Source organism: Micromonospora sp. CA-248212 (assembly GCF_050948405.1).
GTDB lineage: Bacteria > Actinomycetota > Actinomycetes > Mycobacteriales > Micromonosporaceae > Micromonospora.
On sequence record NZ_CP192023.1, the window covers coordinates 6,071,358 to 6,092,217 of the forward strand.

Genomic DNA, 20,860 nt, shown 5'->3' on the forward strand with positions numbered 1-20,860 from the left:
ACGCGTGGTCCCGGCGAATTCCCAACCAGCCCCCTCCCACCCGGCCCGCCACCGTCGTCGGCACGCCGACCGCACGCCGGCCGACTTGCCGACGTCGGGGCGGTTCTCTCACTCCCACCTGACCCGGCCAGGCGTGGAATCACGCCCGGTTCGCTTCGCCGTCACTCGATATTTATCGACGTCCAACTGTCCTATGTATAGGGTCTGGGGGGCGGCATCGATCGGCTGCCGCGAACTGCCGATGAACGGGGAGATTTGTGAGGATCGCACGCAGGCTCGTCGCCACGCTCGGAATGATGTCGCTACTCGTCTTCGGAATGGCCCTGCCGGCACAGGCAGCCGCCACGTGCCCGGTCGGGGACTTCTGCGTCTGGAGCGGCAGCAACGCCACCGGCTCGATGTGTAGCTGGAGCAACGCAGACAATGACTGGTTCAACGCGCCCGTCGTGTGTTCCTGGGCGGACAACCAGGTGGTCCGCTCGGCCGAGAACCGGGGCCGGAGCACGAGCTACCGGTCCGTGTACTTCTACTCCGGCGCGAACTACACCGGCACGTACGGATGCCTCGGACAGAACGACCAGTTCATGAACGACATCTACGAGAACCTGCGATCGCACCGCTGGCGGACCTCGAGCTGCTAGTCACGCAGCAACAAATTGGGCCACGGCTTGCCGTGGCCCAATTTTTCGTTCCGGGATCCATTCGAGCGGGACACCGACAGCCGGCACGGCTCAGGCAGCCGGCCAGTCCTGGGAGGCCAGACGCGGCGAGACCGCCCCCGGAGGGGCGGCCTCGAGCCAGGAGAGGAAACCGGTCACGGTCGATCGCGCCATGGCGATCTCCACCGGTGCGTGGTGACTCGTACAGCGGAGGATCACCCAGTCGGCCGGCATGGAGAGCCGTTCCTGCCCTTCGGGCAACCGTCGGCGCTCGACCGCGAGATCCTTGCGGGAGAGAACCCGCTTGGGGCGGATCGCGAAGCTGAACATTCGATACCAGCGCAGCTCGTCAGCGGCGAACCGGCCGAAGCCGGGCGACCAGCCACGCCCGTCGAGCACGGTGGTGACCCGGACGCTGAGCCGGATGATGCCACCGCTGCGGGTCACGAGGGCCCGCCGGACGAAGAGCACGAGAAGCGCGACGAGTATGACGGCGACGCCGACCCCGATCCCTTCGACGATCTCCATCCCCGGTGTGACTCAGCGGCTCTGCGCGGAAACCGGGGTCGCGCTCTCGGCCAGCACGGTGACGCCCTCGGCGCTCACCGAGAGGAAGCCGCCGGCCACCTCGTACGAGACCTGCTCGCCGCCGGCCAGCTTGATGCGGACCTGACCGGGCTCGGCGAGCTGGCCGAGCAGCGGCGCGTGACCCGGCAGGACACCGAGCTCGCCCTCGGTGGTCCGGGCGACGACCATCTCGGCCTCACCGGACCAGACCTTCTCCTCGACGGCGACGAGCTCGACGTGAAGCTGCTTTGCCACGCTGTCTCCTTGCTGCGGCGGCGGATTGCCGAAAGTCTAGTCGTGCCGCCGCGCCGCCCCCAACGCGGGTGGCGAGAGCTGCGCCACGGCTACTTGGTCTTGTTCTGGAATTCCGGGTGCTCGAGCAGGAACGGGTCCAGTTGTTCATTGTGCAGGGCGGTGAAGAAGTCCGGGACGCCTGCCTGGAACTGCTCACCCTTGTAGGTCTTGCCCTCGAAGAGCCCGCCACCGGGAAGCTTGATCATCTGGATGGTGTTCGGGCGGATGTTCTTGAGGGCGAGCCCGAAGTCGACAACGCTGTTGCCCCGACCGTTGAAGATCAGGGACTGGCCGGCGGCGCGCAGCACCTTGTCCAGCTTGATCGGGTTGGCGACCACGTCGGCGCTGAATGCCTGCCCGACCATCGCCTTGACGAACTGCTGCTGGTGCCGCTGCCGGCCGTAGTCGGCGTCCGGGACACCGTTGCGCTCGTAGCGCTGCCGGACGTAGTCCAGAGCCTGCCACCCGCTGAGGTGGTGGTTGCCCTTCTTGTAGACCGCCTGCGGGCCGATGTAGCCGTAGCCGTGCGGGTTGCCCGGCCGGGGCTTGCCGTCCGGCTGCTTGTGCTCCGACTTCACGTCCCGCTCGACGTACATGTCGACGCCGCCCATCGCGTCGACGATCTTCTGGAAGCCGGTGAAGTTGATGATGGCACCGGCGTCGAACCGCTTGATGCCGGTCACGTTCTGCACCGTCGTGGCCAGCAGCTCGAACCCCCGCGCCGCGTCGGGGTTCTTGCCGGGCACCTGACTGCCGAACGACATGGCTGCGTTGATCTTCGTCGACTCGCCGTTGAAGTTGGCTTTCTTGAAGGCCGGAATGTCGACGTAGAGGTCCCGCGGCAGCGAGAAGAGGTAGGCCCGGTCCATCGACGCCGGGACGTGCAGCACCATGATCGAGTCGGCCAGCGGCGCCGCCGTCGGCGTACGCGGGTCGATGCCGACCAGCAGGAGGTTGAGCGGGCCCTTGATGTCGCTCTTCTTCTCCTTGGCGCCCGCCGCCTGGTCACCGAAGAGGTCGGCCTTGCCGACGGCGCCCTCGTAGCGGGCCATCAGCACCTCGGTGCCGACCAGCACACCGCCGCTGAGCATGGTCAGCACCAGGCCGAACACGGTGCACACCTTGGCCCAGCGCGGCACGCCCCGCCACATGGACGACTTGCGGCCCTTCTTGCCGGCCTTACCCACACTCATCTCCGTTCGCTACGCCCACGCAGAGGAGACGGGCTCACGTCGTCGAAAGGTTGCACTCGTCCGCGCTCGTGATGGCGAACGCGCGGACCGACCGTATCTCGGCTGCCACGTGAGTGACGACCACGAGTAACGGACCGCGACGATGGTAAGACGTGAAGATGAACAAAAGACTGCCCCGACATTGCCGGGGCAGTCTTTTGCGGTACAGGTACGACGAGGGCTGTCAGGCCTTCATCAGCTCCTCAGCCTTGGCTTCCAGGTCCTCGAGACCGCCGCACATGAAGAACGCCTGCTCGGGGAAGTGATCGTACTCACCCTCGCTGATCTTGCGGAACGCCTCGATGGTCTCCTTGATCGGGACCGTCGAGCCCGGCACGCCAGTGAACTGCTCCGCCGCGTAGGTGTTCTGCGAGAGGAAGCGCTCGATCCGCCGGGCCCGGGCCACGGTGATCTTGTCTTCCTCGGAGAGCTCCTCGATACCGAGGATGGCGATGATGTCCTGCAGGTCCTTGTAGCGCTGCAGGATCCGCTTCACCTCGGTGGCGACCTGGAAGTGCTCCTGGCCGACGAACTCCGGGGCGAGGATCCGGGACGAGGACGCCAGCGGGTCCACGGCCGGGTAGATGCCCTTGTCGGAGATCGACCGCTCCAGGTTGGTGGTCGCGTCGAGGTGGGCGAACGTGGTGGCCGGGGCGGGGTCGGTGTAGTCGTCCGCCGGCACGTAGATCGCCTGCATCGAGGTGATGGCCTGGCCCCGGACGGAGGTGATCCGCTCCTGGAGCTCGCCCATCTCGTCGGCCAGGGTCGGCTGGTAACCCACGGCACTCGGCATCCGGCCGAGCAGGGTGGAGACCTCCGAACCCGCCTGCGTGAAGCGGAAGATGTTGTCGATGAAGAGCAGCACCTCCTGCTTCTTCACGTCGCGGAAGTACTCCGCCATGGTGAGCGCGGAGAGCGCGACCCGCAGACGCGTGCCCGGCGGCTCGTCCATCTGGCCGTAGACCAGCGCGGTCTTGTCGATGACGCCGGACTCGGTCATCTCGGCGATCAGGTCGTTGCCCTCACGGGTGCGCTCACCCACGCCGGCGAAGACCGAGGTACCACCGAAGTTACGGGCAACCCGGGTGATCATCTCCTGGATGAGCACCGTCTTGCCCACGCCCGCGCCGCCGAACAGACCGATCTTGCCGCCCTTGACGTACGGGGCGAGCAGGTCGATGACCTTGATGCCGGTCTCCAGCATCTCGGTCTTCGGCTCCAGGTCCGCGAAGGCCGGGGCCTTGCGGTGGATACCCCAGTGGTCGTCCGGGTTGAGGGTCTCGCCCTCCTTGAGGTTGAGCACCTCGCCGATCGCGTTGAACACGTGGCCCTTGACCGCGTCGCCCACCGGAACGGTGATCGGCTTACCGGAGTCGCGAACCTCGGCGCCGCGAACCAGACCGTCCGTCGGCTGCATCGAGATCGCGCGGACCAGGTTGTCACCCAGGTGCTGGGCGACCTCCAGGGTCAGCGTCTTCTCACCGCCGGACAGGCTCACGGTGACGTTCAGGGCGTTGAACAGGGCCGGCATGCCGTCGCGCGGGAACTCGGCGTCGACGACCGGGCCGATGACCCGGACCACGCGACCCGTGGCCGTCTTGGTCTCTACTGGTGCAGTCATCACACTTCACTTCCCGACGCGGCAAGCGCGTTGGCGCCGCCGACGATCTCGCTGATCTCCTGGGTGATCCCGGCCTGACGGGCCGAGTTCATCTCACGCGTGTACTTCTCGATCATCTCTTCGGCGTTGTCGGTGGCGCTCTTCATCGCCCGCCGCCGTGCCGCCGACTCACTCGCCGCCGACTCCAGCAACGCCGCGTAGATCCGCGTGTTGATGTACCTCGGCAGGAGCGCGTCGAGCAGCGCCTCCGCCTCCGGCTCGAACTCGTACGCCGGCAGCAGCCCCTCGGAGCGCGGCCGGTCCTCGACCTGCATCGGACCGATGACCTTGGTAACCGGGTTCTGCGTCATCAGTGAGTGGAACTCGGTGTAGACGATGTGCAACTCGTCCACGCCCCGCACCCCGTCCGCGCCAGCGCCACCGTCGACGTCGTCCGCGCCGGCCGTGAACGCCTTGATCAGCGTCTCACCCACGGCGCGGGCGTCCTCGAACGACGGCTGCTCGCTGAACCCGGTCCAGTTCGCCTCGATCGGCCGGTCGCGGAACCGGTAGAACCCGACACCCTTACGTCCGATGACGTAGAGCACCGGCTCCTTGCCGTCCGCCCTGAGGCGGGCGATCAGCGACTCGGCCATCCTGATCGCGTTGGAGCTGTAACCGCCGGCCAGGCCACGGTCGCTGGTGACCAACAGGACGCCCGCCCGCCGCACCCGCTCGCGCGGGGTGAGCAGCGGGTGGTCGATCCGCGCGTTGGACGCCAGCGCCGTGAGCACACCGGTGATGGCCTCGGCGTACGGCAGGGACGCCTGCACCCGCGCCTGGGCCTTGGCGATCCGGCTCGTCGCCACGAGCTCCATCGCCTTGGTGATCTTCTTCATCGACTTCGCCGAGCGGATTCGTTGACGAAGAACGCGTACCTGGGCCGCCATCAGATCAGCTCTCGGCCGGGCGGTCGGTCGCGCCGTCGCGGAAGCGGGTCACCGTCTCGCGGTTCTCGTCACCCTCGAGCGGAGCGGCCGGCGCGTCGTTGACCTTGCGCTCATCCTCCTTGTTGAGGAAGACCTGCTTGAACTCGCCGATCGCGGTGTCCAGGGAGTTGATGATGTCATCGCCCCACTGGTTGTCGGCGATCGACGCGAGGACACCCTCGTGCTTGTGCCGCAGGTACTGGAGGAACTCCGCCTCGAAGCGCCGCACCTCGCCGACCGGGATGTCGTCGAGCTTGCCCTCGACGCCGGACCAGACCGAGACGACCTCTTCCTGCACCGGGTACGGCGAGTAGTTCGGCTGCTTGAGCAGCTCCACCAGACGCGAACCCCGGTTCAGCTGGTTCTGCGAGGCCTTGTCCAGGTCGGAGGCGAAGGCGGCGAACGCCTCCAGCTCGCGGTACTGGGCCAGGTTGAGCCGCAGCGAGCCGGCGACCTTGCGCATCGGCTTCACCTGGGCGGCGCCGCCGACCCGGGAGACCGAGGTACCGACGTTGATCGCCGGACGAACGCCCTGGTTGAACAGGTCGGTCTCCAGGAAGATCTGGCCGTCGGTGATCGAGATGACGTTGGTCGGGATGAAGGCCGAGATGTCGTTGGCCTTCGTCTCGATGATCGGCAGACCGGTCATCGAGCCGCCACCCAGCTCGTCGGAGAGCTTCGCGCAGCGCTCCAGCAGGCGGGAGTGCAGGTAGAAGACGTCACCCGGGTACGCCTCACGGCCCGGCGGGCGACGCAGCAGCAGCGACACGGCACGGTACGCCTCGGCCTGCTTGCTCAGGTCGTCGAAGACGATCAGAACGTGCTTGCCGCCGTACATCCAGTGCTGTCCGATGGACGAGCCGGTGTACGGGGCGAGGTACTTGAAGCCGGCCGGGTCGGACGCCGGCGAGGCGACGATGGTGGTGTATTCCAGCGCGCCCGCCTCCTCCAGCTGCCCCTTGATCGAGGCGATGGTGGAGGCCTTCTGGCCGATGGCGACGTAGATGCAGCGGACCTGCTTCTTCGGGTCGCCGGTGCGCCAGTTGTCGCGCTGGTTGAGGATGGCGTCCAGGGCGACGGTGGTCTTGCCGGTCTTGCGGTCACCGATGATCAGCTGCCGCTGGCCCCGACCGATCGGGGTCATCGCGTCGATCGCCTTGATGCCGGTCTGCAGCGGCTCGAACACCGACTGCCGGGACATCACGTTCGGAGCCTGCAGCTCCAGCTCGCGGTAGCCCTCGTCGGCGATGTCGCCGAGGCCGTCGATCGGCTGGCCGAGCGCGTTGACCACGCGGCCGAGGAACGCGTCGCCGACCGGAACCGAGAGCACGCGGTCGGTGCGCTTGACCCGCTGCCCCTCCTCCAGCTTGGCGGAGTCACCGAGGACGACCACGCCGATCTCCCGCACGTCGAGGTTCAGCGCCACGCCGAGCGTGCCGTCCTCGAACTCCAGGAGCTCGTTGGTCTTGGTCGAGGGCAGGCCCTCGACGTGGGCGATGCCGTCGCCGGTGTCGGCGACGGTGCCGACCTCCTCGCGGGAGACGTCGGACGAGTAGGAGGAGACGTAGCGCTCCAGGGCGCCGCGGATCTCCTCCGTCGAGATGGTCAGCTCGGCCATCCTCTGCTTCCTTAAAATTCAGGGGCCCGGGATACCTAGTACCAACCGGTCCGAATGGCGTCTGTCAATCCAGGCGCTGCGGCGGCGGAGCCGCCCCAACGTGAGGCGGCGGAACCACCGCATTGCTGGCGGTGAGCCGTTCAGCGCTTCGCGAGCGCGTTGCGTGTCTCGTTGAGGCGGCGCAGGATGGTGCCGTCGTACAGGTCGGAACCGACCCGGACGCTCACGCCACCGAGAACGGCGGGGTCGACCGTCTGCTTGACGGACACCTCCCGACCGTATATCGCGGCGAGGCTCGCACCCAGTCGACGCTCGTCCTCGTCACTCAACGGGGCCGCGACGGTCACGTACGCCACCTGCCGGTCACGCCGGTCGGCGGCCAGCTCGACCAGCCGGGTGAGCGCTCCGGTGAAGGAACGCCCGCCGAAGCCGGCGAGCGCAGCCTCGACGAGGCTGACGGTGACCGGCCGGGCCTTGCCGGCGAGCAGCTCGCGAGCCAGGGTGGCCCGCTGCTCGACCGGGGCGACCGGGTCGGCGAGAGCGTTGCTCAGCGCCGACTGACCGGACACGACCTGACCGAAGCGGAACAGCTCGTCCTCCACCTCGCCCAGCTCACCGGCGGAGTCGGCGCTGGCCAGCAGCGCCTCCACGCCGAGGCGCTCGGTGCCGTCGAGCAACTCCGACGGTGCCGACCAGCGGCCCGAGACCAGCGTGACGAGCAGGTCGAGCGCGTCCGCGCCGATCCGCCCACCCAGCATGTCGCCGAGCAGCGCGCCGCGGTCCGCGCCGGAACGAGCCGGGTCGGACAGCGCCCGACGCAGCCGCGGCTCACGCCGCAGCAGGGTCGCCACGGAGAGGATGGCGTCGGCGGTGGAGGCCACCGCCGACGGCTCCGCGCCGCGGACGTACGCGTCGAGGCCCTCGGCCGCGACCTTGTACGACTCCCGGCTGGCGGCCTGCATCAGCGGGCCCCCGTGCTCTCGAGGCCGCTCAGGAACCGGTCGACGGTGCCCTTGCGCCGCGCCTCGTCGGCCAGCGACTCGCCGACGATCTTGCTGGCCAGGTCCACCGCGATGGTGCCGACCTCCGCGCGCAGCTCGCGCACGATGGTGGCCCGCTCGGCGGCGAGCGCGTCCTTGCCGGCCTGGATGACCCGGTCGGACTCTTCCCGCGCCTTGGCGAGGATGTCCTGCCGGATGCCCTCGGCGTCGGCCCGCGCGTCGTCACGGATCTTGGCGGCGTCGGTCCGCGCCTCGGCGAGCTGGGCGCGGTACTGCTCAAGCAGCTGGTTCGCCTCGGCCTGGGCGGCCTCGGCGCGCTTGATGCCGCCCTCGATCGCGTCGACCCGAGCCTGGAACGTCTGCTCCATACGCGGGAAGACGAACTTCATCAGCACGAAGCAGAGCACGGCGAAGGCGACCGTGCCGACCACGATCTCCTGCCAGATCGGAATGATCGGGTTGTGGTCTGACTCACCACCCTCGGCGGCGAGGAGGAACAACATGGGTGACCTCCCGGTCGGAAGGGGCGGGTACTACTTGGCCCAGATGAAGCCGAAGGCGATGCCGAACAGGGCGAGCGCCTCGATGACGGCGAAGCCGATCCAGACGTACGGCAGGGTCATGCGCGACGACTCGGGCTGCCGGGCGGTCGACTGGATGTAGGCGGCGAAGACCAGGCCAACGCCGATGCCCGGGCCGATGGCCGCGAGGCCGTAGCCGATGGCGGCGGTGCTGCCGTTGACCGCGGCGAGAACGCTAACGTCCATTGGTGTGGTTCCTCCTGGTTATCACGCGTGACTCTCACGCGGGACGACAACGGTTGGTGCGTGGATCAGTGCTCTTCGGCGAGAGCGCCCTGGATGTAGCTGGCGCTCAGGACCGTGAAGACGTAGGCCTGCAGGACGATGACGAGCGCCTCGAGGAGGGTCAGCGCCACGGTCATCACCCAGGAGACCACCGAGACCGGCGCCAACCAGGCGTTGGCGTTGAGCATCGCGAAGCCGCCGAGCGTGAAGACCAGCAGGAGCATGTGGCCGGCGAACATGTTCGCGAAGAGACGAACGGCCAGCGAGAACGGCCGAATGATGAAGGTCGAGAACGCCTCGATCGGGATCAGCAGCGGCAGGATGTACCAGGGTGCCGGCGGGATCAGGGCGTGCTTGAAGTACTTGCCGAAGCCGTGGTGCCGGATGCCGATGTAGTTGAACAGCACGTAGCTGATCACCGCGAGGATCGCCGGGAAGGCGATGTGCGAGTTCGGCGAGATCTGGAAGAACGGGATGATCGCGAAGGCGTTCGTCACCAGCACGAAGCAGAACAGCGTCGTGAAGTACGGGGCGAACCGCACGCCCTGGTGCCCGATCATGTCGACCGAGATGTTGTTGCGCACGAAGCCGTAGATCGACTCGGCGAACCACTGCTTCTTGGTCGGCACCAGCTTCGGGTTCCGGTAGGTCGCCAGGAAGAAGATGATCAAGGCGCCGACCGCGATCCAGATCATCAAGGTGAACTTGGTGAACCACGGAGCGTTCTCCGCGCCCCAGGGCACGATCGCGGGCAGGTAGAAGTCCTCCACACTGGGTGGGAATGCCGCCTGGCCCGCTGCCAGGACGTTCGCCTGTCCGAACACCGCGTCCCTTCCTAAGTAGGCGTGCCGAGTCGGCGGATGACCAGGATGACGCCCCCAGCCATGCCGAGCACGAAGCCGATCCCGGTGGCGACGCCACCGGTGTCGAGCCACTGGTCGACCAGCCAGCCGATGAAACCCCACACGAGCATGCCTCCGATGAGGTAGCTGAGCGCGGTCCAACCCTGACCGGCGCCGGACGGATAGTCGTCCGGTTGACCGGCGGGACGGGGGGTTTGGTCATCAGCCATGACGGGGCGAACGATATCAGCCGGGAAGACGAGGCTGTGCCTCACCCCCCGCACAACCGTCGTTGTGTGGGCTTCTCGTGGGCGCCGTCGTCTGTGGGCACGCTACTCCCCTTCCGCCCGTCGGAAAATGACCGGAGGCCGACACATTGCCGCGCGTCCGCTAGGTGGGACACCCGTGTCGACGACCAGGTCAGCCGGAGCGGCGGGCGTGCACCGTGGTCAGCCACCAGAGGTGCGCCGCTGTCCACACTGCCACCCCGGCGACGATGCCGAGGCAGAGCGGGACCAACCCCGCCCAACCGGTCGACGCCACCGCCACCAGGACGACACCCAACAGGGTGAACTTCAGCACGTACAGCCCCAGCCCGAGCGGCAGCAGCAACTGCGGGTTGACCTGGTCGGCCCGCGCCAGCACCACCGTCGTGAGGGTGTAGCTGAGCACCGTCACGCCCACCCCGGCCGCCGCGCCGAGCGCGCCCGTCGCGCCACCGGTCACCCCGCCCACCACGGCCGCGACCACGGCCAGCGCCGCCGACGCGGCCAGCAGCACCGGCAGGTGCCGCAGCCGCCACCGCCCGTCGCTCGCGGGCTCGACCACCCCGGGCTCAGCCACGGGGGTACGCCGGGAAAGCCGCGACCAGTTCGGCCACCTCGGCGCCGATCGTGCTCAGCGCGTCGGCGCCACCCGGTTCACCCGGGTTCGTGCGTACCGCGCGGGCGATCAGGGCGGCCACCTGCCGCAGCTCACCCTCGCGCAGGCCCTGCGTGGTGACGCTCGGTGTGCCCACCCGGATACCGGAGGCCACCAACGGCGGCTGCGGGTCGTACGGAATGGCGTTCTTGTTCAGGGTGATCGAGGCGGCGTCGCAGCGGGCCTCGGCCTCCGCGCCGGTCACCCCCAGCTCCCGCAGGTCGATCAGCGCGAGGTGGGTGTCGGTGCCACCGGACACCGGGCGCATGCCCTCGTCGGCCAGCCCGGCGGCGAGCGCCTGCGCGTTGCGCACCACCTGGGCGGCGTACGTCTGGAACTCGGGCTGGGCCGCCTCACGCAGCGCGACCGCCTTGGCCGCGACCGCGTGCATCAGCGGGCCGCCCTGGGTGAACGGGAAGACCGCCTTGTCGATCCGCTGGGCCAGCGACTCGCGGCAGAGGATCATGCCGCCCCGGGGGCCGCGCAGCACCTTGTGGGTGGTGGTGCAGACGACGTCGGCGTACGGCACCGGCGACGGGATGGCCCGACCGGCCACCAGGCCGATGAAGTGCGCGGCGTCCACCATCAGGTACGCCCCGACCTCGTCGGCGATCTCCCGGAACCGGGCGAAGTCGATCAGCCGGGGGTACGCGGTGGCCCCACAGATGATCAGCTTGGGCCGGTGCGCGCGGGCCAGATCGCGTACCTCGTCGTAGTCGATCAGCTCGGTGTCCGGCCGGACCGGGTAGCCCACCGGGTGGAACCACTTGCCGGAGAAGTTCACCCGGCTGCCGTGGGTGAGGTGCCCGCCGTGCGGCAGGTCCATCGCCAGCACCGTGTCCCCCGGCTGCACCAGCGCGGCGTACGCGGCCAGGTTGGCGCTCGCCCCGGAGTGCGGCTGGAGGTTGGCGTGCTCGGCCCCGAACAGCTCCTTGGCCCGGGCGATGCCGATCTCCTCGGCCCGGTCCACCTCGGCGCAGCCGCCGTAGTAGCGCCGACCCGGGTACCCCTCGGCGTACTTGTTGGTCAACGTCGAGCCGAGCGCGGCCAGCACCGCCGGCGAGGTCAGGTTCTCGCTCGCGATCAGTTGCAGGCCACCCCGCAACCGGTCCAGCTCACCGAGGACCACCCCGGCGATCTCCGGATCGGTGGCCCTGAGCTGGGCGAAATCCGGCCCCCAGAAGGTGCTCGTCTCGGTCTCCACAGCGAACGAGTCTAGGGCCTGTCGCACAAGGGCGGCCGGCCAGTTCCTGTGCGACAGGCCCTCCGGGGCCGCACACTGGGACCCGTGAGATGCCTCGTCACCGGAGCCACCGGATACATCGGCGGGCGACTGACGCCGCTGCTACTCGCCGACGGGCACACCGTGCGCTGCCTCGCCCGCAAGGCCGTACGCCTGCGCGATGTTCCGTGGGCGGCGGCGGCCGAGATCGTCGAGGGTGACCTGAGCCGGCCGGAGACACTGCCCGCCGCCTTCGCCGACGTGGACGTCGCGTACTTCCTGGTGCACTCGCTCGGCCGGGCGGACTTCGAGGCGGCCGACCGGACGGCGGCGACGAACTTCGCGGCGGCGGCCCGCGCGGCCGGCGTACGCCGGATCGTCTACCTCGGTGGTCCGGAGCCGGCGGCCGACGCGGAGGTCCCGTCGCCGCACCTGCGGTCCCGGGCCGAAGTGGGCCGGATCCTGCTCGCCAGCGGCGTGCCCACGGCGGTGCTCCGCGCCGCGGTGATCATCGGCTCCGGCTCGGCGTCGTTCGAGATGCTGCGCTACCTGACCGAGCGGCTGCCCGCCATGGTCACGCCACGGTGGGTCCGCAACCGGATCCAGCCGATCGCGGTCCGCGACGTGCTGCGCTACCTGGCCGGCTGTGCCACCCTGCCGCCCGAGGTCAACCGCGGCTTCGACATCGGCGGACCGGACGTGCTGACCTTCCGCGACATGATGGACCGCTACGCCCGGGTGGCCGGGTTACGACGACGGATCATCGTGCCGGTCCGGCCCCTCACCCCGTCGCTCTCGTCGCACTGGGTCGGCCTCATCACCCCGGTACCGAACAAGATCGCCCGGCCGCTGGTGGAGAGCCTGATCCACGAGGCCGTGGCCCACGAACACGACATCGCCCGGTACGTGCCCGATCCGCCCGGCGGCCTCACCGGCTTCGACGACGCCGTGCGGTTGGCGCTGGCCAAGGTGCGCGACGCCCAGGTGGAGACGCGCTGGTCCACCGCGAGCGGCACCGACGCGCCCGCCGAGCCGCTGCCCAGCGACCCGGACTGGTCCGGCGGAACGGTGTACACGGACGTACGGGAACGGGCGGTGGACGCGTCGCCGGCCGCGCTCTGGCGGGTCATCGAGGGCGTGGGCGGCGAGCACGGCTGGTACTCGTTCCCCCTCGCCTGGTCGGTACGCGGCTGGCTGGACCGGCTGGTCGGTGGTGTGGGGCTGCGCCGGGGCCGGCGCGACCCGCACCGCCTCCAGGTCGGCGAGGCGCTGGACTTCTGGCGGGTCGAGGAGATCATTCCGGGCGAGTTGTTGCGGCTGCGCGCGGAGATGCGGCTGCCCGGCCGCGCCTGGCTGGAGATGCGGGCGCTGCCGGCCGAGAACGGCCACAGCCGCTACCAGCAACGCGCCGTCTTCCTCCCTCGCGGCCTCGGCGGTCACGCCTACTGGAGTTCGGTGACCCCGTTCCACGCCGTGATCTTCGGCGGGATGGCCCGCAACATAGCCCGCAACGCCGAACAATCCCCCTAACCCACCCCACCCCCACGCCGCCCACGCCGCCCACGCCGCCCACGCCGCCCACGCCGCCCACGCCGATCTTGCACTTTGTGTTGTCGCTTTGCGGCCTTGGCACCCTAAATCCCCGCAGAAACTGCAAGATCGGCGCGAACGGAGTCGGCGGGGCGGGGCGGGGCGGGGCGGGGTCAGTTTGTGGTTCGGGCGGCGGTGACCTGGAAGGCGGCCCGTTCGCTTGGCGGGACGAAGTCGCGTACCGGCTGGTCATGCAGGGCACGGGAGAGGACCTCGCCCACCCCGGTCACCATCCGGGCCTGCACGGCCTGACCGACCGCGTCGCGCGGGTCGTCCGGGTTGGCCGCCATCGAGGCGACCACCAACTGCGGGGTGAAGGCCACCACCGTCTCCGTCTCGTACCGCTCGGAACTGCCGGTCTTGCCGGCCACCGGGCGGCCCAGCCGGGATCGCAGATCGGGAGCCGTGGCGCCGTCGCACCGCCCGTACATCGACTGGTCGCCCACCGGGCAGCGGGCCGCGTCCGCCGCCGCCCGGGCCACGTCGGTGTCGAGTACCTGCCGACAGTCCGGCTTGGCGGCATCCACCGGCCGGCCGGCCGAGTCGTTGATCGAGACCACCGGCAGCGGCGCGCACCACGTCCCCTCCGCGGCCACCGTGGCGTACGCCGTGGCCAGGTCCAGCGGGGTCGTCGCGGCGACACCCAGGGTGAACGGGCCCCAGTCCTTCGCGCCGTAGCGGGCCAGCCGCTCGTCGGAGTCGGCCCGCAGCACGATGCCCAGCCGCTCGGCCATCTCGACCACCCGGTCGGCGCCGACCCGCTCGGTCAGCCAGGCGAAGTAGGTGTTCACCGACCGGCCGAACCCGGTCCACATCGTGCGGGGGCCGTCCATCGCCGACGGACTGGCGTTCGCCGGGCACCAGCGGCCGTCACAGCTACCCGCACCGGTCGCCGGGAAGCGGGTGAGCAGTTGCGTCGGCGCCGTGAACTCGGTCGACAGCGGCATGCCGGATTCCAGCGCGGCCAGCATGGTGAAGAGCTTGAACGTCGAACCGGCCTGATACCCGTCGATGGCCCCACCACCGGCCACGAGCTGGTTGACCGTGTTCGGATAGTTCTTCTGTCCGACCGGGTTGTCCTCGACGCTGTAGTTGCGGTTCACCGACATCGCCAGCACCCGGCCGGTGCCGGGCTGCACCACGGCGGTGGGTACCGCCCGCGCCTCGGTGGGCCGGTAGATGCGCAGGACCTGCTCGGTGGTGGCCTGCTGCACGGCCGGATCCAGCGACGAGACGATGGAGAACCCGCCCCGGCGCAGCATGCGCTGTCGCTCGTCGGCGCTCGACCCGAACGCCGACTGGCTGCTCCACCAGCGGGTGAACCAGTCGCAGAAGAAACCCCAGTCCGAATGCCCGTCGGGCACCCCCGTGCAGTCGTTCGGCGTCTCGCTGGGCCGCAGCTGCAGCGGCTCGGCCTGTGCCGCCGCCGCCGCGTCGGCGGGGACCTGATCCGTCTCGACCAGGCGCTCCAACACGTACGTCCGGCGGTGCAGGGCGCTGTCGGCGTCCCCGTTGATCGGGTCGTCACTGTCCGGCGACCGGACCAGACCAGCCAACAGCGCGGCCTGGGGCAGGGTCAACTCAGCCGGCGAGACCGAGAAGTAGCGCTTGCTGGCCGCCCCGATCCCGTACGCCCCGGCACCGAAGTAGGCGATGTTGAGGTAGCGGGTGAGGATGTCCTCCTTGCTGAGCTCCCGCTCCAGCGCCAGCGCGTACCGCATCTCCTGGAGCTTGCGGGCGGTGGTGAGCTCGGTGGCCGCCTGGCGCTGCCGCTCGGTCAGCCGGGGATCGCTGCTGAGCACGTTGCGGACGTACTGCATGGTCAGGGTGGAGGCGCCCTGCCGGGTCTTACCGTCGCGCTTGTTCACCGTGAAGGCGCGCACCACACCGCGCAGGTCCACCCCGCTGTGCTGGTAGAACCGGACGTCCTCGGCGGCCACGATGGCCTGGCGCATCACCGGGGCGACCTCGCGCAGCGGGACCTCCACCCGGTCCTCCTGGTAGAAGGAGGTGATCAGGGTGGTGCCGTCGTTGGCGTAGAGGTTGGAGCGCTGCGCGGTAGGCGGCGTGCGGAGCGTGTTGGGCAGCTCCGAGTACGGCGTGGACAGGGCGCTGAAGCCGATCCCGAAGACCAGGGCGGCGGGCAGGGCGGCCCCGGCCAGCACCAGTCCGGCCAGCACGCCGGCGATCACCACGGTCAGCAGTTTGTCGAGTCGGGCCCGGATCATCAGCTCTCCCCGCAGGAGCCGGTCACGCTAGGACCCGTTCAGAATGACCCGGAACGCCCCTTTCGCCCCTGGTTTTCCCCAAACCCGGAGGAAACTCGCACCGCGCCCAGGGCAGCAGCGCGCCGGCCAGCGGCTCGCACCGCGCTCAGGGCAGCAGCGCGGCGGCCAGCGGGTGGACCGTCTCCTCGATCTCGTCCGCGACCCGGGTGAAACACTGGTCGCCGCGACCCCAGGGATCGTCGAGATCGTCGGTGGGCAGCGCCGAGGCGCCCAGCCGGTTGTCGTGCGCCGCCGCCACCAGGGCCACGCCCCGCGCGTACACCGCCTCCGGGGTCGCCTCGGCCGCCGGCAGCGCGGTGACGTCCACCGCGGCCAGCAGCCGGCCGAACTCACCCAGCACGAAGGTACGGGCCGCCGCGTCCGGACGGAGCGCCACCACGTACTCCTGCTGGTCGGCCGTCGCCGTCAGGACCAGGTCGGCGGCGTCGATGTGGTCCGAGCGCAGCTTGCGCGCCGCGAACCCGTCGACGTCACCGCCACGGTCGATGACCTGCCGCGCCGCCGGCGGGTTCATCTCCTCGCCCGCGTGCCAGCCGCCGGTGCCGGCGCTGTGGCTGTGCAGCAACTCCTCGACGCCGGCCGGATCCTGCGAACGCCGCACCAACCGCTCCCGTGCCGCGAGGGCCAGCAGTCGCTCGGCCATCGGTGAGCGGCAGATGTTGCCCATGCAGACGTGCAGGACGGTGAACGGGGGCACTCAGGCCCCCTGGTGGACGTCGAGGAGATCCGGTACGACGTCGCGCAGCTTCTCCAGCGGGATCGCCCCGGCCCGCAGCAACTGCGGCACCTCGCCGGTCAGGTCGACGATCGTGCTCGGCACCGGATCCGGGCAGGGCCCGGCCTCCAGGTACGCACGCACCGAGTAGCTGAGCTGGTCGCGCGCCTCCTCGGCGGTCACCGCCGCCGGCTGGCCCGTCTTGTTGGCCGAGGAGACCGCCATCGGGCCGGTCTCGCGCAGCACCTCCAGGGCCACCGGGTGCAGCGGCATCCGCACCGCGACGGTGCCGGTCTTGTCGCCCAGGTCCCACTGCAGGCTCGGCGAGTGCTCGACCACGATCGTCAGCGCACCCGGCCAGAACGCCTCCACCAAGTCCCGCGCCGCCGAGGGCAGCGAGAAGACCAGGCCGTCCAGGGTGTGCCGCGAACCGATCAGCACCGGCGGGGGCATCTGCCGACCCCGGCCCTTCGCGTCCAGCAGCGCCTTGACCGCGTACGGCGTGAACGCGTCCGCGCCGATCCCGTAGACGGTGTCCGTCGGAAGGACGACCAGTTCGCCGTTCTTGACCGCCTCGATGGCCGCAGCGATGCCGCGGTCCCGATCGGCGGGCGATCGGCAGTCGTAGAGCATCACGAGGAGTCAGTCTGCCACGCCCGCCCGGGCACGGTGTGCTGGCCGTCCGCCCGTCGGGACGCGGTGGCGTACCGGGGGCGGCCGGTGAGGTCCGGATGCTCCGTGACGGCGTCGAACCGGCCGTCGTGGGCGAACAACTCTGGCACCGCCACGCCGTGCGTGTCGTCGTGCTCGACCCCGATCACGCCCCCGGGTCGCAGCAGCGCCGCCGCCCGGTCGATCACCGGTCGGATCACCGCCAGACCATCGACGCCCCCGAAGACCGCCTCCGCCGGATCGTGCCCGGCCACCTCCGGCGGCACCACCACGTCGACCGGCACGTACGGCGGATTGCAGAGCAGCACGTCCACCCGACCCACCAGGTCGGTGAGCAGGTCGGGCGCGGTCACGTCGGCCTCGACCACCTCGATCGGCCGGTCCCCCGCCGCGGCCCGCTCGGCCGCGTTGCGGCGTAACCACGCCAGCGCCGCCGAGGACCGCTCCACCGCGACCACCCGCGCCCCGGGCAGCTCCTGCGCCACCGCCAACGCGATCGCGCCGGTGCCGCTGCACAGGTCCACCACCAGCGGCTCGGATCTGCCCCGGCCCTGCTCGACACCCCACCCGGCCAGCAATTCCGTCTCCGGCCGGGGCACGAAGACACCCGGACCGACCGCCAGTTCCAGGTGCCGGAAACCCGCCCGACCGGTCAGGTGCTGCAACGGCTCCCGGCCGGCGCGACGCCCGACCAGCTCGTCCAGGCGGGCCAGTTGGGCGTCGTCCAGATCGTCGGCGAGGGCCAGCCGACCCCGGGGCACGTCCAGCACGTACGCCGTCAGCAGTTCGGCCTCCACGCGCGCCGGGCCTACGCCGGCCGCGGCGAGTACGCGGGCCGCCCGCGCCACCGCGGCGGACGGACGGGTGCGGCCTGTCCCTTCGGGGGGGTGTTGCGGCAGAGTGGTCACACGATAATCATGGGGCGTCGCGAGGCGACGCCATGAACGGGTGCGTCGAGGCGCACACGACAGGAGGTTGTGGGTGGGCTGGCTCGACCGGGTCCATGACCAGGTTGACACTCTCTCGCACGCCCGCGCTTTGCAGGAAGCAAGTCGCTCCGCGGAGTCGTACACCCTTCTGGAGCGTGTGATCCGCACCACGTCGGACCCGGCGGCCCGCGCGGACGCCATGGTCCAGCGTCTCTCCGCCTTGATCAATCTCGGTCGGACGGCGGAGTTCACCCGGGCCATCGAGGAGGCGTCGGCGGCCGTCCGCGACCTCGCCGAGCCCTACCTGCACGGGCACCTCAACGCGCTGGCCGCGCTCGCCGCCCACCACCAGGGCGCGCTGGACCGCTGCGTCACCCACCTCGTCAAGGCAGCGCGGGCCCTGAACGCCGTGGACGACCCGGACCGGGACACCGCCTGGGGCTGGCACGACCTGGCGATGGCCTACAGCTACCTCAGCTTCCACGGGTACGCCCTGGGCGCGATCGAACGCGCACGGCAGCTCGGGTTGACCGCCGGGATCCCGGAGGAGACGTTCGCCGCGCCGGGCATCCGGCTGCGCAACGCCGTGGCGCTCGACCACAACGGTGACAGCGACGGTTGCCTGCGCGTGCTGCGGGACGTGGCGACCGACCTGGCCCAGTTCGTCCAGAGCGGGCGGGCCGGGCGGCTCCGTCCCAGCAGCCTCGCCGCGTACGGGTACTCGGCGGCACGGCAGGCCGCGCTCGGCGACACCCTGGAACCGACCGGCGACGCCGGCCCGTCCCGGCTGCTCACCCACGGCGGTGACAGCGCCCGCGCGCGGGACCTGCGGCAACTCGGCATGGTCTGCCTGGCCGTCGCGGACGGTCGGCCCATCGAGGCGGTCGCCCGACTGGACACCATCCGGGTGTCCACCGAGACGCTCGGGGCGGCCGAGCCGGCCCGGCTGCGCAGCATCGCGCTCGCCCGCGCCGGCGACCATTCCGCGGCCCACCGGGCGGACCGGCTGGCGTTCCGGCTCGCCGCCCAGCGCAACGACCGGCTGCGCGACGTCTACATCGACGGCATCGCCGCCCGGATCGACCACGAGGAGATGCGTCGCGAGGCGGCACGGTACGAGGGTGAGGCGTTGACCGACCCGCTCACCGGCCTGCCCAACCGGCGTCGCCTGGAGCGGTACATCACTGCCGTCGTCACCCGGGGCGAGCGGGTCGTCATCGGCGTCTGCGACCTGGACGGCTTCAAGGCGGTCAACACCCGGCACGGCCACCACTCCGGTGACCTGGTGCTGCAACGCATCGCCGGGGTGATCAACCGGGTGATGCGCCGGGGAGACTTCGTGGCCCGCTACGGCGGCGACGAGTTCGTCGTGGTGCTCCCGGACACGGGCATGATCGAGGCCACCGAGGTGGCCCGCCGGATCGAGGCGGCGGTACGCAACGAGGACTGGGAGTCGCTGGTACCCGGCACCCCGGTCGGGGTGAGCATCGGCTTCGCCGAGGTCTCCGGCGGTAGCGGGCTGCGCGACGCGCTCAGCGTCGCCTTCGAGCAGGCCGACCGGGAGATGCTACGCGCGAAATCCCGCCCCCGCGCGAGCTGACCACTCCCCCTCTCTCGGGGTCGATCAAGGACTTGTGGTGCCCCGCTAAAGCCCCACCACGGGACAATCTCCCCACCACGACTCCATGATCGACGGGGCAGGGGCGGGGGCGGGGGCGGGGGCGGGGGCGGGGGCGGGCGGGGGGTTAGCGGCGGGTTAGTTCTGTGTCGCCGGCCAGGCGGGCGGCGCGGTCGGCCTCGGCCAGGGCGTCCAGGACGCCGTCGAGGTCACCGGCGAGAGCCAGGTCCAGGTTGTACGCGGTGTAGCCGATCCGGTGGTCGGTGATCCGGTTCTGCGGGAAGTTGTAGGTGCGGATGCGCTCCGAGCGGTCCACGGTGCGTACCTGCGCCTTGCGGGCGTCCGAAGCGGCGGCGTCGGCCTGCTCCTGGGCGGCGGCGAGCAGCCGGGCCCGCAGGATCCGCATCGCCTGCTCCCGGTTCTGCAACTGGGACTTCTCGTTCTGGCAGGACACGACGATGCCGGTCGGCACATGCGTGATCCGTACCGCCGAGTCGGTCGTGTTCACCGACTGACCGCCCGGGCCGGACGAGCGGAACACGTCGATACGCAGGTCGTTCTGGTCGATGGTGACGTCGACGTCCTCGGCCTCCGGCAGCACCAGCACCCCGGCCGCGCTGGTGTGGATCCGGCCCTGCGACTCGGTCACCGGGACGCGCTGCACCCGGTGCACGCCGCCCTCCCACTTGAGCCGCGACCAGACACCGTTGCCGCCGTCCGGCACACCCTTGGTCTTGATCGACAACGAGACGTCCTTGACCCCGCCGAGGTCGGAATCCTGCGCGTCGATCACCTCGGTGATCCACCCGTGCCGCTCGGCGTACCGGGTGTACATCCGCAGCAGGTCGCCGGCGAACAGCGCCGACTCCTCGCCGCCCTCACCGGCCTTGATCTCGACGATCACGTCCTTGGCGTCGTGCGGGTCGCGCGGGATGAGCAACTCGGCGAGGCGCTCCTCCAGGGCCGGCAGGGACGCCGCGATGGAGTCCGCCTCGGCGGCGAAGGACGGGTCCTCGTCGGCCAGCTCGCGGGCCGCGGCCAGGTCGGCGCGAGCCTGCTCCAGCTCGCCGGCGGCCTTGTGCAGCGGCACCAGCGCGGCGTACCGGCGACCCACCCGGCGCGCGGTGGCCTGGTCGGCGTGGATGGCCGGGTCGGCCAGCCGCTTCTCCAGCTCCGCGTACTCGTCGAGGAGTCCGGCCAGACGCTCGCTGCTCATGCTGCGGATGCTCCTTCGAGGATGCGGCACCGGGAGGGCCAAGGGTGTTGGCGGGCGAAACGCGGACGGCGCCCGTGTCCG

General features: G+C 70.4%; 21 protein-coding genes. 3 read left to right on the top strand and 18 right to left on the bottom strand.

The genetic code is table 11. The features are described 5' to 3' along the window. Positions 1–257: 257 nt before the first annotated feature. Entirely contained in the window at positions 258–641 is a 384-nt protein-coding gene (locus ACQP03_RS28505; protein WP_357174583.1) for a peptidase inhibitor family I36 protein, read from the top strand. A 90-nt stretch (positions 642–731) separates the two neighbouring features. Here ACQP03_RS28505 and ACQP03_RS28510 read toward each other — a convergent pair whose 3' ends face one another. From ACQP03_RS28510 to glyA, 13 genes are all read right to left on the bottom strand, one after another. Beyond that, positions 732–1,187, bottom strand: coding sequence for a DUF2550 domain-containing protein (locus ACQP03_RS28510; RefSeq protein ID WP_357133993.1), 456 nt, complete (start codon positions 1,185–1,187; stop codon positions 732–734). A gap of 12 nt (positions 1,188–1,199) precedes the next feature. After that, entirely contained in the window at positions 1,200–1,481 is a 282-nt protein-coding gene (locus ACQP03_RS28515; protein ID WP_355052864.1) for a F0F1 ATP synthase subunit epsilon, read from the bottom strand. Between the two features lie 89 nt (positions 1,482–1,570). Further along, positions 1,571–2,713 (bottom strand): LCP family protein, encoded by a 1,143-nt coding sequence (locus ACQP03_RS28520; RefSeq protein WP_357133989.1) that lies wholly within the window; start codon positions 2,711–2,713, stop codon positions 1,571–1,573. Positions 2,714–2,936: 223 nt separating this feature from the next. Next, positions 2,937–4,373 (bottom strand): F0F1 ATP synthase subunit beta, encoded by a 1,437-nt coding sequence (atpD, locus tag ACQP03_RS28525; protein WP_357133986.1) that lies wholly within the window; start codon positions 4,371–4,373, stop codon positions 2,937–2,939. Then, positions 4,373–5,302, bottom strand: coding sequence for a F0F1 ATP synthase subunit gamma (locus ACQP03_RS28530; protein ID WP_357133983.1), 930 nt, complete (start codon positions 5,300–5,302; stop codon positions 4,373–4,375). The genes atpD and ACQP03_RS28530 overlap by 1 nt, the downstream gene beginning before the upstream one ends. Positions 5,303–5,306: 4 nt before the next feature. Further along, positions 5,307–6,959 (bottom strand): F0F1 ATP synthase subunit alpha, encoded by a 1,653-nt coding sequence (atpA, locus tag ACQP03_RS28535; RefSeq protein ID WP_357133980.1) that lies wholly within the window; start codon positions 6,957–6,959, stop codon positions 5,307–5,309. Between the two features lie 140 nt (positions 6,960–7,099). Next, the gene (locus ACQP03_RS28540; protein ID WP_357133977.1) at positions 7,100–7,921 is read right to left on the bottom strand and encodes a F0F1 ATP synthase subunit delta; all 822 of its coding nucleotides are present in this window, start codon (positions 7,919–7,921) and stop codon (positions 7,100–7,102) included. Continuing rightward, positions 7,921–8,460 (bottom strand): F0F1 ATP synthase subunit B, encoded by a 540-nt coding sequence (locus ACQP03_RS28545; RefSeq protein ID WP_112584053.1) that lies wholly within the window; start codon positions 8,458–8,460, stop codon positions 7,921–7,923. The genes ACQP03_RS28540 and ACQP03_RS28545 overlap by 1 nt, the downstream gene beginning before the upstream one ends. A gap of 33 nt (positions 8,461–8,493) precedes the next feature. Then, positions 8,494–8,727: an ATP synthase F0 subunit C gene (locus ACQP03_RS28550; protein WP_357133974.1), complete on the bottom strand. Its 234-nt coding sequence runs from the start codon at positions 8,725–8,727 to the stop codon at positions 8,494–8,496. A 65-nt stretch (positions 8,728–8,792) separates the two neighbouring features. Then, entirely contained in the window at positions 8,793–9,590 is a 798-nt protein-coding gene (gene atpB / locus ACQP03_RS28555; RefSeq protein ID WP_357133971.1) for a F0F1 ATP synthase subunit A, read from the bottom strand. Between the two features lie 11 nt (positions 9,591–9,601). Then, positions 9,602–9,838, bottom strand: a complete 237-nt coding sequence (locus tag ACQP03_RS28560) for an AtpZ/AtpI family protein (protein WP_355052858.1) — start codon at positions 9,836–9,838, stop codon at positions 9,602–9,604. Positions 9,839–10,028: 190 nt separating this feature from the next. Then, entirely contained in the window at positions 10,029–10,451 is a 423-nt protein-coding gene (locus ACQP03_RS28565; protein WP_357133967.1) for a hypothetical protein, read from the bottom strand. Then, the gene (glyA, locus tag ACQP03_RS28570; RefSeq protein ID WP_363660972.1) at positions 10,444–11,733 is read right to left on the bottom strand and encodes a serine hydroxymethyltransferase; all 1,290 of its coding nucleotides are present in this window, start codon (positions 11,731–11,733) and stop codon (positions 10,444–10,446) included. The genes ACQP03_RS28565 and glyA overlap by 8 nt, the downstream gene beginning before the upstream one ends. Positions 11,734–11,817: 84 nt before the next feature. Between glyA and ACQP03_RS28575 the strand changes: the two genes are divergently transcribed. Further along, positions 11,818–13,281 carry an SDR family oxidoreductase gene (locus ACQP03_RS28575; protein WP_357174580.1) on the top strand — a complete coding sequence of 488 codons (1,464 nt, stop codon included), beginning with the start codon at positions 11,818–11,820 and terminating at the stop codon, positions 13,279–13,281. A gap of 173 nt (positions 13,282–13,454) precedes the next feature. On the opposite strand, the gene ACQP03_RS28580 is transcribed toward ACQP03_RS28575, so the two are convergent. From ACQP03_RS28580 to prmC, 4 genes are all read right to left on the bottom strand, one after another. Further along, on the bottom strand, positions 13,455–15,569 hold the full coding sequence (locus ACQP03_RS28580) for a transglycosylase domain-containing protein (RefSeq protein WP_363660973.1): 2,115 nt from the start codon (positions 15,567–15,569) through the stop codon (positions 13,455–13,457). Positions 15,570–15,714: 145 nt separating this feature from the next. Continuing rightward, positions 15,715–16,326 (bottom strand): phosphotyrosine protein phosphatase, encoded by a 612-nt coding sequence (locus ACQP03_RS28585; protein ID WP_357133954.1) that lies wholly within the window; start codon positions 16,324–16,326, stop codon positions 15,715–15,717. Next, positions 16,327–16,977 carry an L-threonylcarbamoyladenylate synthase gene (locus tag ACQP03_RS28590; protein ID WP_355052883.1) on the bottom strand — a complete coding sequence of 217 codons (651 nt, stop codon included), beginning with the start codon at positions 16,975–16,977 and terminating at the stop codon, positions 16,327–16,329. It abuts the gene before it with no gap. After that, complete coding sequence (prmC, locus tag ACQP03_RS28595; protein ID WP_357133951.1) at positions 16,977–17,924, bottom strand: peptide chain release factor N(5)-glutamine methyltransferase; 948 nt, start codon at positions 17,922–17,924, stop codon at positions 16,977–16,979. The genes ACQP03_RS28590 and prmC overlap by 1 nt, the downstream gene beginning before the upstream one ends. A 73-nt stretch (positions 17,925–17,997) precedes the next feature. Between prmC and ACQP03_RS28600 the strand changes: the two genes are divergently transcribed. Then, the gene (locus tag ACQP03_RS28600) at positions 17,998–19,545 is read left to right on the top strand and encodes a GGDEF domain-containing protein (RefSeq protein WP_357133948.1); all 1,548 of its coding nucleotides are present in this window, start codon (positions 17,998–18,000) and stop codon (positions 19,543–19,545) included. A gap of 145 nt (positions 19,546–19,690) precedes the next feature. Here the strand turns inward: ACQP03_RS28600 and prfA are convergent, their stop codons facing one another. Then, positions 19,691–20,779 carry a peptide chain release factor 1 gene (gene prfA, locus ACQP03_RS28605; protein WP_357133945.1) on the bottom strand — a complete coding sequence of 363 codons (1,089 nt, stop codon included), beginning with the start codon at positions 20,777–20,779 and terminating at the stop codon, positions 19,691–19,693. Between the last annotated feature and the right edge of the window lie 81 nt (positions 20,780–20,860).